The organism is Serratia sp. AR11 (assembly GCF_056376275.1).
Genome location: NZ_CM150739.1, coordinates 915,879 through 930,946 on the forward strand (window position 1 = coordinate 915,879; position 15,068 = coordinate 930,946).

Sequence of the window (15,068 nt, forward strand, 5' to 3'; positions counted from 1 at the left end):
TCCCATATCGCTTCAACATCCTAATGAGAGAATAAAATTATGAGCATCCCTGCATTTGGTTTAGGTACCTTCCGTCTTCAGGATCAGGTCGTCATCGACTCGGTCAGCACGGCGCTGGAGCTGGGGTATCGCGCCATTGATACTGCACAAATCTACGAAAATGAAGCTGCGGTGGGCCAGGCGATTGCTGCCAGCGGTGTGCCACGTGACGAGCTGTTTATCACCACCAAAATCTGGATCGCCAATCTGGCGAAGGGCAAGCTGATCCCAAGCCTGCGGGAGAGCCTGACTAAACTGCAAACCAGCTATGTTGATCTGACTCTGATCCACTGGCCTTCGCCGAATGACGAAGTCTCGGTGGCCGAGTTTATGACTGAGCTGGCGGAAGCCAAAAAACTGGGCCTGACCCGCCAGATTGGGGTCTCCAACTTCACTCTGGATCTGATGCAACAGGCGATTGATGCCGTGGGTAGCGATCAGATCGCCACGAACCAAATCGAGCTGTCGCCATATCTGCAGAACTGCAAAGTGGTGGAATTTGCCCAGCAGCATGGCATCGCCATCACTTCCTATATGACGCTGGCCTATGGGCAGGCACTGCAGGATGAGACCATCAAGGCCATCGCGGCACGCCGCCATGCTACTCCGGCGCAGGTTATCCTGGCCTGGGCGCTGCAACTGGGTTACGCGGTGATCCCATCATCAACCAAGCGTGAAAACCTGGCGAGCAACCTGTTGGCGCAACAGCTAACGTTGACCGCCGAGGAAATGGCGGAAATCGCCAAATTGGAAAACAATGGCCGTTTGGTCAGCCCGGAAGGTCTGGCACCTAACTGGGATTGATTTTCCACGGCATACGCATTGAGGCGCCCAAACGGGCGCCTTTTTTATTGCGCCAATCGCTCACTGATAAAATCGATAAAGCTGCGCAGGCGATTGCTAACTGCACTGTCGCTGTAATACACCGCGTTAACGGGCATTGCTACCGGCAGGGTTTCTTCAACCAAAATCGGCACCAGATCGCCGCGCTCGATATCGGCATCAATCATAAAATTCGACAGGCAGGCAATACCGTTGCCGTGCAGACACAGATGACGCTGGGTTTCCCCACTGTTGGTGGTCAGGCCAGGCGTAATTTCCAACTGGCGGCCATCAGCACAGGCCAGTGGCCAGCGGTTGAGGCTGGGCAAATCGTTAAAACCAATGCAGCTATGCTGCTCTAATTCTTCTACCTTTTGCGGCGTACCGTACTGTGCCAAATAGGCGGGGGAGGCCAGCACACGCCGGTAGCTGGTCATCAGCTTGCGTGCCTTGAGACTGGAGTCGGTCAATTCGCCGACGCGAATGGCGATATCCACCTTGCGCTCAATCAGATTGATAAAGTTCTCCGACGACACCAGCGACAACGACATTTCCGGATACAGTGTCCGAAACTCCGCCACCAGCGGGGTCAATACGTGCAGCACCACCGGGGTGGCGGCATCGACGCGTAGTAGTCCCTGCGGACGCTGACGGCTTTCCATCAGCGCATTCTCTGCCGCAGCCATATCACTCAGTACCTTCTGTACCTGACGGAAATAGTTTTCCCCTTCCTGCGTCAGACTGATCTGGCGCGTAGTGCGGTTGAGTAACGTTACGCCCAACTTGGCCTCCAGCTTCTTGACCGTGCGGCTGACCACCGAATTGGCCTGATCAAGTTGTTCTGCTGCCCGGCTGAAGCTACCGCTTTCCACCACGGTGACGAAGGTAATTAACTCATCAGAGTTCGCTTTCACTGTTGCTCCATTGGCAAAATTAATTTGATATTTTGAGCATTTTTATCATTTAAGCACGGGTCGATAATAGCCGCCATCAACCTGAATGCTATTTGGAGTAAAAAGATGCCTCTCGCATTACTTGCATTGACCATTAGTGCCTTTGCTATCGGCACCACGGAGTTTGTGATTGTCGGACTTATCCCGACTATCGCAGAACAGTTGGGGGTGACCGTACCGTCAGCCGGGCTGCTGGTAACCATTTATGCTATCGGCGTGGCTATTGGCGCACCGGTGCTGACAGCCTTAACCGGTCGCGTGCCGCGCAAGTTGTTGCTGATCAGCCTGATGGTGCTGTTCACTCTCGGTAACTTATTGGCCTGGCAGTCGCCTGGCTATGGGACGCTGGTGGTGGCCCGCTTGTTGACCGGCCTGGCCCACGGGGTCTTCTTCTCAATCGGTTCGACTATTGCTACCGGCCTGGTCGCGAAAGAGAAGGCCGCTTCGGCGATCGCCATCATGTTTGGTGGCCTGACCGTGGCGCTGGTGACAGGGGTGCCATTGGGGACCTTTATCGGTCAGCACTTTGGCTGGCGTGAAACCTTCCTGGCAGTATCACTGATTGGTGTCATAGCCACCGTAGCCAGCGCTATTTTGGTGCCAAACAACATTAAAAATCAGGCCAGCGCCAGTATTAAGGAACAGTTTAAAGTGCTGACCCATCCTCGCCTGTTGCTGATTTACGCCATTACTGCACTGGGTTACGGCGGCGTGTTCACGACTTTCACCTTCCTGGCTCCGATGATGCAGGAGTTGGCGGGCTTTTCTGCTCCGGCAGTCAGTTGGATCCTGCTGGCCTACGGCATTGCGGTGGCGATAGGTAACATCTGGGGTGGCAAACTGGCGGATCGTCACGGGGCGGTACGCGCACTCAGCTTTATTTTTGCCGCGCTGGCCGTTCTGCTGCTGGTGTTCCAATTCACCGCCAGCCACAGCATTGCCGCGTTGCTGACGGTGATCGTCATGGGGGTGTTTGCCTTTGGTAATGTTCCGGGGCTGCAGGTGTATGTGGTACAGAAAGCCGAACAATACACGCCGAACGCGGTGGATGTGGCCTCCGGCCTGAACATTGCGGCTTTTAACGTAGGTATTGCCCTTGGTTCGGTGATTGGTGGGCAAACGGTAGCCACTTTGGGCTTGGCACAAACTCCGTGGATTGGTGCTTTGATCGTGCTGGTGGCTCTATTATTGGTTAGCCTAAGTGGGCGGTTGGATAAGAAATATCGGCCGCAATTAGCCTAAACCTCCTCACGCTCTCTTCTCTGGCCCGTATTTTGCGGGCCTTTTCGCATTTATGATACGGCGCCGCCAACCTTTACACACATATACTGTCAGAAGATTGAAATCCCTGTACCACGCCCCTATAACTGAAAGGGTATAACCCCTAAAAGCCATGCCGTCAGCCGAGGGCAGGCGTATAATCAATTCATTGTTGGCGGGAATGTCACTGCCAGTTTTATCCTAATGGGAAATAGGCGAATAGCGTGCCGAAACGAACTTATGCAATGAGGTATGTTGCAGGTCAGCCAGTTGAGCGAATTTTCCCTGGCGCCATCAACCAACCGCTGCCGCCTGGGGCTGCATTGCCCACGTCCGGTGCATTACGGGTGATGGTGTGGAACATCTTTAAACAGCAGCGGGCCGATTGGCTTTCGGTGCTGAAAAGTTATGGCAAGGATGCGCAACTGGTGCTATTGCAGGAGGCGCAAACCACGCCTGAGCTGGTGAGCTTTGCCACGTCAAACTATCTGGCTGCCGATCAGGTGCCGGCATTCGTGTTGCCTCAGCATCCTTCCGGCGTAATGACGCTGGCGGCGGCGCATCCGGTCTATTGTTGCCCACTGCGTGAACGTGAGCCATTGCTGCGGCTGGCCAAGTCGGCGTTGATTACCGTCTACCCGTTGTTTAACGGCCAGCTTTTGATGGTGGTGAATATCCATGCGGTGAATTTCAGCCTGGGCGTGGATGTCTACAGTAAGCAACTGGGACCAATTGGTGAGCAGATTGCCAATCACCAGGGGCCGGTGATCATGGCCGGGGATTTTAATGCCTGGAGTCGTAAGCGAATTAATGCGCTATACCAGTTTGCCAGTGATATGGCGCTGCGTGAGGTGAACTTTACCGACGATCACCGCCGCAAGGCGTTTGGCCGCCCGCTGGACTTTGTGTTTTATCGCAACATGGGGGTGGCAGAGGCTTCGGTGCTGGTGACCAGCGCATCGGATCATAATCCGCTGCTGGTGGAGTTTCACCCTGAAGCCGACAAGCCGCATTGGTAATATTCGCACCATATTCAGACAATAAAAAAGCACCCCGAAGGGTGCTTTTTTTGTGCCGAAAATTTAGGTATCCGGCGACGTTTTATCGCTGACAAACAGGGTCAATTTCAGACCCGGCTGCAGGTTGCTGTTGGCTTTGGCAAGCGTTGAGTTCCAACGCATCACGTCGTTAATATCGACGCCGTGACGACGTGCAATACTGGCAAGCGAATCACCTTTACGAACCTGATAGGTGATGCTGCTGTTACTGCCGGTATTGCTGGCCACTTGCAGGGTTTGCCCAACTTTTAGCGTGCTCTTGGCGCGCAAATTGTTCCAACTCTGCAAATCGCTGGACTTGATATTCAACCGCTTGGCAATGCCCGATACCGTGTCGCCGGAGCGCACTTTATACGAGCTGCCACCAGACAGGCCGCTGTTCTTCGCCAACTGAGTGGTTGGCTGAGTCACTGCGATCTGGCCATCGGCCAACGAGTCTTTCAGCTGATCGGCATGACCTTTGGGAACCATAATATAATGGGGCCCGTTGGGTGCCGTAACGCCTTTTTTGTAGCCTGGGTTATAAGCCTTCATCTTGGTCAGTGAAAGCCCAGCCATCTCAGCCGCCTGAGTTAACTGTATTTGCTGACCAACATCAATACGCGCCAGTGCACGGGTGTTATCAGTCTTAGGCAGATTGATACCGTACTTCTTGCTGTTTTTAATGATGTCGCTCAGCGCCAGCATTTTCGGGACATAAATTGACGTTTCACGCGGAAGCGACAATGCCCAGAAATTGGTTGGCTTACCCTGGCGTTTATTCGCCTTAACCGCCTGCATGACACGGCCTTCACCACTGTTATAAGCGGCAATGGTCAGTAACCAGTCACCGTTAAACATGCGGTTCAAATACTGCATCATATCAAGCGCAGCAGTCGTCGAGGCCACGACATCGCGTCGCCCGTCATACCACTGGTTGTTTTTCAAACCATAATTCCGACCCGTTTGCGGCACGATTTGCCATAGCCCTGCGGCGTTGGCACTTGACGTGGCGTGGGGGTCAAAAGCGCTCTCCACTATGGGTAGCAGTACCAGTTCCATCGGCATATTGCGTTTCTTAATCTGCCCGACTATCCAGTACATGTACGGCTCTGCCCGTAATGTTACATCGTGGAGATAGCTCTTACTTTTTAGGTACTTTCTTTTTTGATCACGGATCCGGGAATTTTCCGGAACCTCCATCTTCAGCTCGTCGCTAATGAAGTTCCACAGGTTCTGTTGCGCGGCACCACTATTGTTATCTAGCCACCGCGCCGAGCTCGCTCGACCATTCGCTGTGTACTCTCCTGCTTCACCTTCTTGACCTGCCGAAGACAAACTCTGTGCATGCTGTTCTGGGGCCGGTGCGTCCTGCCTGACGACTGGCACCCCACTAGCAAGACTGAGGCGAGAAATATCGCTTTAGCCTTCATGTGTGTGTCAATGTAGTTGCTTAAAAGACGAGCAATCATACTTTGCTTCGCCAAACAACACAACTAAAAGCTCAGAAGTTGTCTTTACGCAGGCGTAATTCGGAAAAAACCGAATGAAGATGCTCTGGTGGCGTATGAAAGCCTAATTCTCTTTGTAAATCAGTGTCATGGCAACGTAAAAATAGGTTAATTTTACGCTCTAATTGTAGCGTCGTGGGTACGCTGGATTGGCCTTTTGCCCGTAACGCCTCAACTTGTTGCTGATATGTTTCAATGTGTCGATCTTTCGGCAAAATAGCTCGCGCAAACTTAAGATTTGAAAGCGTATATTCATGCGCACAACAAATTAAGGTGTTATCGGGAAGTTGCGCGAGCTGTTGAAATGAGTTGAACATTTGCTCTGCGGTGCCTTCAAAAAGCCTTCCGCAGCCAGCAGAGAAAATAGTGTCTCCGCAGAACAGATAAGGTGCGCTATAGAATGCTACATGGCCCAAGGTATGTCCGGGAACCGCGATTGTGGCGAATTTCTGGCCGTTAATTTCGATGGTTTCGCCATCATGAACGATGTGGTTGGCTCCCTTGTCGGCAGTTTCCTGCGGCCCATAGACTTTTAGCCCGGAATAACGCGCCACAATTTGCGCTACGCCGCCAACGTGATCGTGATGATGATGGGTAAGCACAATGGCGTCAGGCGTCAGATTCAGGCGATCCAGCGTTTCCAATACCGGCTGTGCTTCACCGGGATCGACAATAATGCAATGCCCCTGCTGGTTATCCAATAACCAAATGTAATTGTCCTGGAAGGCGGGAATGCTGATAAGATTCATGTTGGACCTCTCGTTGGCAACGGCTTGAAAGAAGATAATAAATCATGAAACCAGCCCATACTCTACAAAAGCTCACCGGCCCACAGTCCTGGGCAGAGTTGCCGTGGGGAGAATACTATCGTGAGGCGCTCGAGCGGCAGTTGCAACCCTGGTGGTCGAAGCTGTTTGGTTTCCACCTGTTAAAGCTCGGTAATCTCAGTGCCAGTCTGGCGACCGACAAATGCGCCATTTCTCATCAGGTAAATGTAGCCCTGGAAGGGCAGAACCTGCAGGTGATCGCGGATGCCTATCAGCTCCCTTTTGCTGCCAAATCGGTGGATGCCTGCCTGTTGGCGCATACGCTGTCCTATGCTGATGACCCGCACCGCATGCTGCGAGAGGTGGATCGCGTGTTGATCGACGACGGCTGGCTGGTGATCAGCAGTTTCAATCCGTTCAGTTTATTGGGGCTGGGTAAGTTGGTGCCAGGGTTACGTCACCGTCAACCTTATGCTAGTCGGATGTTCACCCAGATGCGTTTGTTGGACTGGCTGAGCCTGCTTAATTATGAAGTACTGCATCAGTCGCGTTTTCACGTGTTGCCGTGGCAGCGTAAAGGCGGGAAATTTTTATGTACCCATTTGCCGGCATTGGGCTGCATGAGCGTGATTGTGGCGCGTAAACGCACCTTGCCGCTGACGCCAACGCCGATGAAATTCGGTGCGAGAAAACCTGCTCTCAGCCGCGCCGTCGGCGCGACCAAGAGTTATCGCAAACTGCCTTAACTTTCCGGTTTGTAACCGACATCATCCTGGGTTGGATTGCCGGCCGCATCACGCGCCAGCACGTCGCAGCGTTCGTTTTCCGGATGGCCGGCGTGGCCCTTGACCCATTCCCATTTAACCGTATGGCGTTGAATGGCCAAATCCAACCGCTGCCATAAATCGACATTCTTGACCGGTTTTTTGTCGGCCGTTTTCCAGCCGCGCTTTTTCCAGTTGTGGATCCAGGTGGTAATGCCCTGACGTACATACTGGCTGTCGGTGCTCAGGGTCACTTCGCAGGGCGTAGTCAGAGCTTCCAGCGCGACAATCGCCGCCATCATCTCCATGCGGTTGTTGGTGGTCAGGCGGAAGCCCGCGCTGAAGGTTTTTTCAGTCTGCTTATAGCGCAGTATTGCACCATAACCACCGGGGCCCGGGTTGCCAAGGCAGGATCCGTCGGTGAAAATTTCTACCTGTTTGAGCATCTCTGGTAGACTCTTCCTATCAGTTTTATAAAAGCCAAGTCTGACATAAACAAGCGCTGCGAGCACTGCAATATGATCTCAACAACCACCAGACAGATTGTCCTCGATACCGAAACCACCGGTATGAACAAACTCGGGGTGCATTACGAAGGCCACCGCATCATTGAAATTGGCGCGCTGGAAGTGATTAACCGCCGCCCAACCGGTCGTCACTACCATGTTTACATCAAGCCGGATCGGCTGGTGGATCCTGAGGCCTATGGGGTTCACGGCATCAGCGATGAGTTCCTGGCGGATAAACCGACCTTTGCCCAAATTGCCGATGAGTTTATCGACTTTATCCGCGGCGGCGAGTTAGTCATCCATAACGCGGCGTTCGACATCGGCTTTATGGATCACGAATTCCGCATGTTGCAGCAGGGCATCCCGAAGACCGATACCTTCTGTACCATCACCGACAGCCTGTTAATGGCGCGCCGCCTGTTTCCCGGCAAGCGTAACAACCTCGATGCGTTATGCAGCCGTTACGAGATAGACAACAGCAAGCGTACGCTGCACGGCGCCTTGCTCGATGCCGAGATCCTGGCGGAAGTCTATCTGGCGATGACCGGCGGTCAGACGTCAATGGCCTTCCAGATGGAAGGCGATACGCAAAATAGCAATTCAACGCAGGACATTCAGCGCATTGTGCGCCCGGCGACGACGATGAAAGTCGTCTATGCCAGCGATGAAGAAATGGTGGCCCACGAAGCGCGTCTGGATTTAGTGGCGAAAAAGGGCGGCAGTTGCCTGTGGCGTACCGAAGTGGAATAACGGCGTTTTAATCCGAGCCGATAATCTTTCGGCCCGGTTAGCTGAAAAACTGTGCAAACGGTTCATTTGGTAAGAAAAAGGCATTGACGCCATAGTGGCTCAACCGTAATATGCGCCTCGTTCCTCTCGAAAGAGAAGAACGGCGCGGAGCGGTAGTTCAGTTGGTTAGAATACCTGCCTGTCACGCAGGGGGTCGCGGGTTCGAGCCCCGTCCGTTCCGCCAACATTAAGAAGCCCTGAGTTAGTAATAACTCAGGGCTTCGTTGTTTTTAATCTTTGCTTAATTCCGCCTTGGCAAAGGTTACCGCCTGATTGGCTGCCCATTCGCGACGGGCAATGATTCGATAACATCCCCCACCCAGTGCCGCCCCGATAAACCAACTGAAGTTCGCCACCTGATGCAGACTCGGCGTAAAACTGATCGCCAACCCGATCACCACTGACGGCACCAGCGCCCAAATCGCATTCGGATTGAACCCGTTCTTGTACCAGTAACGGCCGTTTGGCGTGGCGTTATACAAATCGTCGACGTGCAATTCACCGCGCTTGATGATGTAAAAGTCGACCAACAGAATACCGAACAGCGGGCCGATAAAGGCAGCCAATACGTCCAGCGTGTAATGAATCAGTTCGGGTGACTGGAACAGGTTCCACGGTGTCAGCAGGAATGAGCCGACGGCGGCGATCATCCCGCCGGTGCGGAAGCTGATCTTCTGCGGCGAGCAGTTGGAAAAATCAAACGCCGGTGAGACAAAGTTGGCCACAATATTGATGCCGATAGTGGCGACAATCATGGTCAGCAAACCCAGGGCGACGGCAATATCGCTGTCGAGACGGGTAACGGTTTCGATCGGGTCGGTGATCAGTTGCCCAAACAGCGGCAGGGTGCCGGAAACGATCACCACGGTCACCAATGAGAACAGCAGATAGTTGAACGGCAAGCCCCAACGGTTACCGCGCTGCACTTCGGCAAAGCTTTTGCCGTAGCGGGTAAAGTCGCCGAAGTTAAGCAGCGGGCCGGAGAAGTAGGACACCACCAGCGCGGTCGCGGTCAGCATCAGCCAGCCCTGTTCGCCGGTGCTCAGGTTTTTGCTCGACAGCGTGAGGGAAAGGTTGGAGAAACCGACGCGATAAACAATCCAGCCCGCCAGCGCAAACATCACCAGGTAAACCGCCGGTCCGGCGATATCGATAAAACGCTTGATTGCCTGCATACCGTGCCAAAACACCATCGCCTGCAACAGCCACATGATGATGTAACAGCCCCAGCCAAGCTGCGACAGCCCGAGGAAATGCGGCTGGGTCATCGGTTCCAGCGACGGGAAGAATTTCAGCAGCGTCAGCATCAACGCGTTGGAGGCCAGATAAGTTTGGATGCCGTACCAGGCGAAGGCGATCATACCGCGGATCACCGCCGGAATATTGGCGCCGAACACGCCAAACGCCTGGCGGCTTAATACGGCGTAGGGCACGCCGCCGAGTTGGCTGGGCTTAGCCACCAGGTTTGCGCAAAACTGCACGATGCAAATCCCTACCAGCAGACAAATCAAAACCTGCCAACTCGACAGGCCGAGGGCGAAAAAGCTGGCGGCCACCACATAGCCGCCCATGCTGTGTACATCGGACATCCAGAAAGAAAATATGTTGTACCAGCTCCAGTTCTGGTCACGCGTGGGTGCCAGATCGTCGTTGCACAGCTTGGGACTGTAGTTTTCATTAGGGTTTGGCATAAATCGTGCTCCTCTCAAGAACGTCACCCGGATGTTGTTATCTGTTTTTTGGCAAAGATTGCTGAGAGGGCATTTGCAGGATCCAGGCCAGACTGCTCTTTTTTGTATACAAAATATCTAATTCTTGTATACGATTTGACGATTGAAGGGGACGGGGAGCAGAAAAATGATCGGTACAGCGATCGACACTAACGCCGCGTGGCATGGGCAACAGGCCAGTTATTTCATTGAAGATAAAGACGATTGCATTTACAACTCGCTGGTGAAAGCCATCGTCGAACATCGGTTGCTGCCCGGCAGCAAATTGCCGGAAGAAGCGTTGGCGGAGACTTTTGGCGTCAGCCGAACCGGCATCCGGCGGGTGCTGCAGCGCCTTGCCGCAGTGCAACTGGTCACTCAACTGCCCAAACGTGGTGCACAGGTTGCCACGCCGGGGCAGGACGAAGCGGCGAATGTTTTCCAGACGAGAAAAATGCTGGAGTGCGCCAACCTGCCGCAGGTGGTTACCCACTGCAAAGAAGAGCATTTGCTGGCGATGGCAGAGCTAGTGGCGCAGGAACAGCAGGCGCACCGCGATCAGGACGGTGCGGCGGCGATCCGCCTGTCCGCCGCGTTCCACGTTCAATTGCAAGCGATCGCCGGTAATCAGGTGCTGACCGAGATGGTTTCGCTGCTCACACTGCGTTCATCGTTGGTGATAGCCGTTTACGGCTCGCCCTGGCAGCAGGGTTGTCGTTGCCACGACCACGGTGATCTGCTGGGGCTGTTGCGCGACAAAGACAGTGTGGCGCTGGCGGATCATATGGCCCGCCATTTTGACGACATCGTGGCCAACCTGCGGTTTGATCATGGTGCAAATGAAACGCCGGATTTTGCCCGGATATTTGCCGAATCCGGCTCGAGGGAACCGCTATGATCGCTGACTGCATCATTCAGGTCATCAATCCAAATACCAGCCGGGTAATGACGGAAACCATTGCTGCCGCTGCCCGTTCGGTGGCCTCGCCGGGAACCAAGATCCTGGCGGTTTGCCCACAGGAAGGGGCGCCGTCAATAGAAGGGCATTTTGACGAAGCCATTGCTGCGATCGGCGTATTGCAGCAGGTGAAGTTGGGCCGAGATGCGGGAGTCAGCGGCCATGTCATCGCCTGTTTCGGCGATCCGGGCCTGCTGGCGGCGCGGGAGTTGGCAAACCGGCCGGTGATTGGCATCGCCGAGGCGGCAATGCATATGGCGACGCTGGTGGCGACGCGTTTTTCCATCGTCACCACGCTGCCGCGTACGTTGGTTATCGCACGACATTTACTGCATCAATATGGTTTTGAGCGACACTGCGCCGCGTTGCATGCGATCGACCTGCCGGTGTTGGCGCTGGAAGATGGAAGTGGTCTGGCGCAGCAAAAGGTACGTGAACAGTGCATCCAGGCAAAACAACAGGACGGCAGCGGCGCGATTGTGCTCGGTTGTGGCGGCATGGCGGATTTGGCGCGTGAACTGACGCTGGAGCTGGGGATCCCGGTGATCGACGGTGTCAGCGCCGCGGTGAAAATGATCGAGTCGTTGAATGCCCTTGGTCTGAGCACCAGCAAACACGGCGATCTGGATTTTCCGCGGGCAAAACCCTTGTCCGGTATGTTTGGCAGTTTTAGCGGGTAATCAGTAAAGGGAAACAGCGATGGGTGAGTTCCAGTTCAATCAAGATTATCCCCGAGATTTAATCGGCTACGGTGGTCGTCCGCCGCACGCTGGTTGGCCTGGTCAGGCGCGAATCGCGGTGCAGTTTGTTCTCAACTACGAAGAAGGCGCTGAAAATAACGTGCTGCACGGCGACGCCGGTTCGGAACAGTTTCTCTCCGATATCATTGGTGCTGCCAGTTATCCCGAACGGCATATGTCGATGGATTCCTTGTACGAATATGGTTCACGTGCTGGTTTCTGGCGCATTCATCATGAGTTTCAGCGCCGTGGTCTGCCGTTGACGGTGTTTGGCGTGGGAATGGCACTGGCGCGTAATCCGTTGGTGGTTGAAGCGATTAAAAACGCCGATTACGACGTAGTCAGCCACGGTTGGCGCTGGATCCACTATCAACATATGGATGAAGCGACCGAACGGCAGCATATGCAGCAGGCCATCACCGTACTGCGCGATCTGTTCGGCAAGGCGCCGCTCGGCTGGTATACCGGTCGCGATAGCCCGAATACTCGTCGGTTGGTGGTGGAACAAGGAGGTTTACTGTACGACAGCGACTATTACGGCGACGACCTGCCGTTCTGGACCGAGGTGCAGTGCGCCAATGGCGAGAAGAAACCGCATTTGATCGTGCCCTATACGCTAGAGACTAACGACATGCGTTTCGCTTCGCCGCAGGGGTTTAACACCGGCGAACAGTTCTTTACCTATCTTAAAGACAGTTTTGACGTGCTGTATGCCGAAGGGGCAGAGTCGCCGAAGATGCTGTCGATCGGCATGCATTGTCGCTTGCTGGGGCGTCCTGGCAAGTTTCGCGCATTGCAGCGTTTTCTGGATTATATCGAGCAACACGATCGGGTTTGGGTATGCCGGCGGCAGGATATCGCCGAGCACTGGGTCGCGCAGCACCCGTTCAAGAAATGAAGAAAGGGCCGAAGTGGCCCTTTCTTCATTCTGTTTGGGCGCGAAAATGCGCCCAGGCAGGGATCAGAACAGTACGGAGTAGTTCAGACCAAAGGTGCGGCCACGGCCTTTATAGCTGTAAAGCTCTGGTGAGCCGTAGGTTGGGCTATAAAGGATCGGTGCGCGCTGGCCCCAGACGGTGGTGTATTCCTTGTCCAGCAGGTTCTCTACGCTAAAGCTGAGTTTACCCACTGGCAGGGCATAGCTGCCGAGGAAATCGATGGTGTTGTAGCCATCAATTTTGCGGCCCTGAGTGGAGCCGGCCTTGGTGTAATCACCGTCATCCGAGACATCGAAGCTCTGTTGTGACTGCAGGCGCAGGTTCCAGTCGCCCGGTGCCCAGCCGACATAGGCGGTGACTTTCGATGGGCTTGCCGTGTCCACCAACAGTTTTTTCCACTCGCCGTTGACCTTGGTCTCGGAGCGAATGAAGTTGAAGTTGGTGCCCGCGCTCCAGTCACTGTCTTCGAAGAAGTAATCGACCGCGCCTTCCACCCCGTAGATACGACGCTTATCCGAATTGACGTTGATGGTCATATCGGTTTTGTTGATCGAAATGCTCTTATCAGACAGTGAGTAGTAGCCGGCGATCTGCGTACGCAGGTTGTCACCGGTATAGCGCCAGCCGAGCTCATAAGAGTTAACCTTAATGCCTTCCAGCTTGGAATCGCCGACGTTGACGCTTTTGTTCAACTGATAGTGGCCGTTGTTCAGCGAATAAGTGCCGTTGCCGTAATATTTGCCCGGATCCGGGATCTCGTAACCCTGCGAGAAGTTGACCCAGGTCTGTTGGCGTTCGGTCAGGTGCGCCAGCAGGCCGGCGTTGAACAGGGCGTTGTTATAGTCGGTTTTCCCACCTGGGATCGCGTCCGCTGAGGTCGCGCCGCCGGTGGCGATGGCCTGCTGTTGGTTATAGCCAACAAAGTCATCAATCTTGTTTTCAGTGTACTGATAACGCACACCGCCGCTTAGGGTAAAGATAGGGTTGATATCGTAACTGGCCTGCATAAAGGTGGCCAAATTGCTGGTGGTGTAGCCTGGGTAACGCCCGGTGTTATAGGCGTTTTGCAAGTCCATGCCGCCGGACTGTTGCGCCTTGGCCAGATCGAAGAACTGCTGGTTGGAATTGAAAGTTTCATGCTCGGCGTCGATGCCGTAGGTCAGCGTCAGGGCGTCGATCGGTTTGCTGTTCAGCGTCAGCTTGCCGCCGTAAAAATCGGTTTTCTGCTGCGAGGCACCGATGCTGCTGACGTAGTAGTCCGGTGCTTTGCCCGCCAGCGTCGGGAACGGGTAGAAGGTCAGCGACTCATCGCGATAATAAACCTGCGCCACCAGATCCTGCCCGAGGAAATCGGTATTGGAGTACTGCAGGTTGATCAGGTGACGTTCAGTGCCAGGAATACGGTCCGAATTCAGGTTGCCGCTGTTATAAGCTTTGGCGCTGCCGGTCACCGCGGAGAAATTCTCCCCCAGGAACAGGCCGTGGTCGCCGTCGGACTGGCTTTTGTAATACTGGGTGGTCAGTTGCAGCTGCTGGTGATCGTCGATATTAATGGTGCCGGTACCCATCACGTCGAGGCGATCGGAATATTGCAGGCCAGTCTGGGTATTGTCGATCAAGACTTCATTGCCCTTGCCGTCGTACCAGCCGCCGTAGCGCTGGTAAGAGACCGACAGGCGGCCCGAGGCATTATCGTTGCCGCCGCTGACCGCCGCCGCCACGTTTTCGTCGTGGTCGTTATGGCCGCCAAAGCCGGTTTTTCCGCCGATCTGCAGCTCAACCTGCTGCTCTTTCTGGCCTTTTTTGGTGACGATGTTGATCAAACCGCCGGTGCTGCCGCCGCCGTACAGCGAGGTGGCACCGGAGATTACTTCAATGTGGTCGATATTAAACGGGTCGATCGAATCCAACTGGCGGCTGTCGCTGCGCGAAGAGTTCAAACGCACGCCGTCGATCATCACCATCATTGAACGGCCACGCAGGTTCATGCCGTAGTTGGTTCGGCCCTGACCGCTGACGTCCATCCCCGGGATCAACTGCGCCAGCATATCCTTGATCTCTTTGCCGCCCTGTACCTGTTGCTCAATTTCCTGGCTCTCAATCACCCAGGTGGTCTGCGCCATTTCTGCTACGGTACGGTGCGCACGGCTGGCGGAAACCACCATTTGCTCTTCGCTTTTTTGTTCTTCTGCCCAGGCTGCTGCTGGTGCGATCATCGCCAGCAGACAAGGATTTAATACCCAGAGGTGTTTGCGCTTCATCATTATCTTCC

Annotated in this window: 13 protein-coding genes, 1 tRNA gene and 1 pseudogene; 9 read left to right on the forward strand and 6 right to left on the reverse strand. The window is 54.4% G+C overall.

Going from position 1 to position 15,068, the window contains the following annotated elements:
• Window positions 1-39 precede the first annotated feature (39 nt).
• Window positions 40-843, forward strand: a complete 804-nt coding sequence (gene dkgB / locus ACSOSI_RS04310; RefSeq protein WP_476706599.1) for a 2,5-didehydrogluconate reductase DkgB — start codon at window positions 40-42, stop codon at window positions 841-843.
• A gap of 44 nt (window positions 844-887) precedes the next feature.
• Here dkgB and yafC read toward each other — a convergent pair whose 3' ends face one another.
• Window positions 888-1,775, reverse strand: coding sequence for a DNA-binding transcriptional regulator YafC (yafC, locus tag ACSOSI_RS04315; protein WP_017891699.1), 888 nt, complete (start codon window positions 1,773-1,775; stop codon window positions 888-890).
• Between the two features lie 105 nt (window positions 1,776-1,880).
• Between yafC and ACSOSI_RS04320 the strand changes: the two genes are divergently transcribed.
• Complete coding sequence (locus ACSOSI_RS04320) at window positions 1,881-3,056, forward strand: MFS transporter (protein ID WP_115183230.1); 1,176 nt, start codon at window positions 1,881-1,883, stop codon at window positions 3,054-3,056.
• Between the two features lie 263 nt (window positions 3,057-3,319).
• Window positions 3,320-4,093 carry an endonuclease/exonuclease/phosphatase family protein gene (locus tag ACSOSI_RS04325; RefSeq protein ID WP_012005352.1) on the forward strand — a complete coding sequence of 258 codons (774 nt, stop codon included), beginning with the start codon at window positions 3,320-3,322 and terminating at the stop codon, window positions 4,091-4,093.
• 63 nt (window positions 4,094-4,156) lie between these two features.
• On the opposite strand, the pseudogene mltD reads toward ACSOSI_RS04325, so the two are convergent.
• Window positions 4,157-5,544, reverse strand: a pseudogene (gene mltD, locus ACSOSI_RS04330) (murein transglycosylase D).
• 71 nt (window positions 5,545-5,615) lie between these two features.
• On the reverse strand, window positions 5,616-6,371 hold the full coding sequence (gene gloB / locus ACSOSI_RS04335) for a hydroxyacylglutathione hydrolase (protein ID WP_012005354.1): 756 nt from the start codon (window positions 6,369-6,371) through the stop codon (window positions 5,616-5,618).
• 44 nt (window positions 6,372-6,415) lie between these two features.
• On the opposite strand from gloB, the gene ACSOSI_RS04340 reads away from it, so the two are divergent.
• Window positions 6,416-7,135, forward strand: coding sequence for a class I SAM-dependent methyltransferase (locus ACSOSI_RS04340; RefSeq protein WP_012005355.1), 720 nt, complete (start codon window positions 6,416-6,418; stop codon window positions 7,133-7,135).
• Here the strand turns inward: ACSOSI_RS04340 and rnhA are convergent.
• Window positions 7,132-7,599, reverse strand: a complete 468-nt coding sequence (gene rnhA / locus ACSOSI_RS04345; protein ID WP_017891706.1) for a ribonuclease HI — start codon at window positions 7,597-7,599, stop codon at window positions 7,132-7,134. The two genes, ACSOSI_RS04340 and rnhA, sit on opposite strands and share 4 nt — an antisense overlap.
• Before the next feature lie 72 nt (window positions 7,600-7,671).
• Between rnhA and dnaQ the strand changes: the two genes are divergently transcribed.
• Window positions 7,672-8,412 carry a DNA polymerase III subunit epsilon gene (gene dnaQ / locus ACSOSI_RS04350; protein ID WP_411227695.1) on the forward strand — a complete coding sequence of 247 codons (741 nt, stop codon included), beginning with the start codon at window positions 7,672-7,674 and terminating at the stop codon, window positions 8,410-8,412.
• Window positions 8,413-8,558: 146 nt separating this feature from the next.
• Window positions 8,559-8,635, forward strand: a tRNA-Asp gene (locus ACSOSI_RS04355).
• Between the two features lie 46 nt (window positions 8,636-8,681).
• Here ACSOSI_RS04355 and ACSOSI_RS04360 read toward each other — a convergent pair.
• Window positions 8,682-10,142 carry an NCS1 family nucleobase:cation symporter-1 gene (locus ACSOSI_RS04360; protein ID WP_476706600.1) on the reverse strand — a complete coding sequence of 487 codons (1,461 nt, stop codon included), beginning with the start codon at window positions 10,140-10,142 and terminating at the stop codon, window positions 8,682-8,684.
• A gap of 166 nt (window positions 10,143-10,308) precedes the next feature.
• Here ACSOSI_RS04360 and ACSOSI_RS04365 point away from each other — a divergent pair, with 166 nt between their 5' ends.
• The 3 genes from ACSOSI_RS04365 to puuE are packed head-to-tail and all read left to right on the forward strand — an operon-like array spanning window position 10,309 to window position 12,756.
• Window positions 10,309-11,058, forward strand: coding sequence for a GntR family transcriptional regulator (locus tag ACSOSI_RS04365; protein WP_126501327.1), 750 nt, complete (start codon window positions 10,309-10,311; stop codon window positions 11,056-11,058).
• On the forward strand, window positions 11,055-11,798 hold the full coding sequence (gene hpxA, locus ACSOSI_RS04370; protein ID WP_476706601.1) for an allantoin racemase: 744 nt from the start codon (window positions 11,055-11,057) through the stop codon (window positions 11,796-11,798). The genes ACSOSI_RS04365 and hpxA overlap by 4 nt, the downstream gene beginning before the upstream one ends.
• 19 nt (window positions 11,799-11,817) lie before the next feature.
• Window positions 11,818-12,756, forward strand: a complete 939-nt coding sequence (puuE, locus tag ACSOSI_RS04375; protein WP_454889195.1) for an allantoinase PuuE — start codon at window positions 11,818-11,820, stop codon at window positions 12,754-12,756.
• A gap of 63 nt (window positions 12,757-12,819) precedes the next feature.
• Here the strand turns inward: puuE and ACSOSI_RS04380 are convergent, their stop codons facing one another.
• A complete protein-coding gene (locus ACSOSI_RS04380) occupies window positions 12,820-15,057 on the reverse strand; it encodes a TonB-dependent siderophore receptor (protein ID WP_261408481.1) in 2,238 nt (745 codons plus the stop codon).
• Window positions 15,058-15,068: the final 11 nt, after the last annotated feature.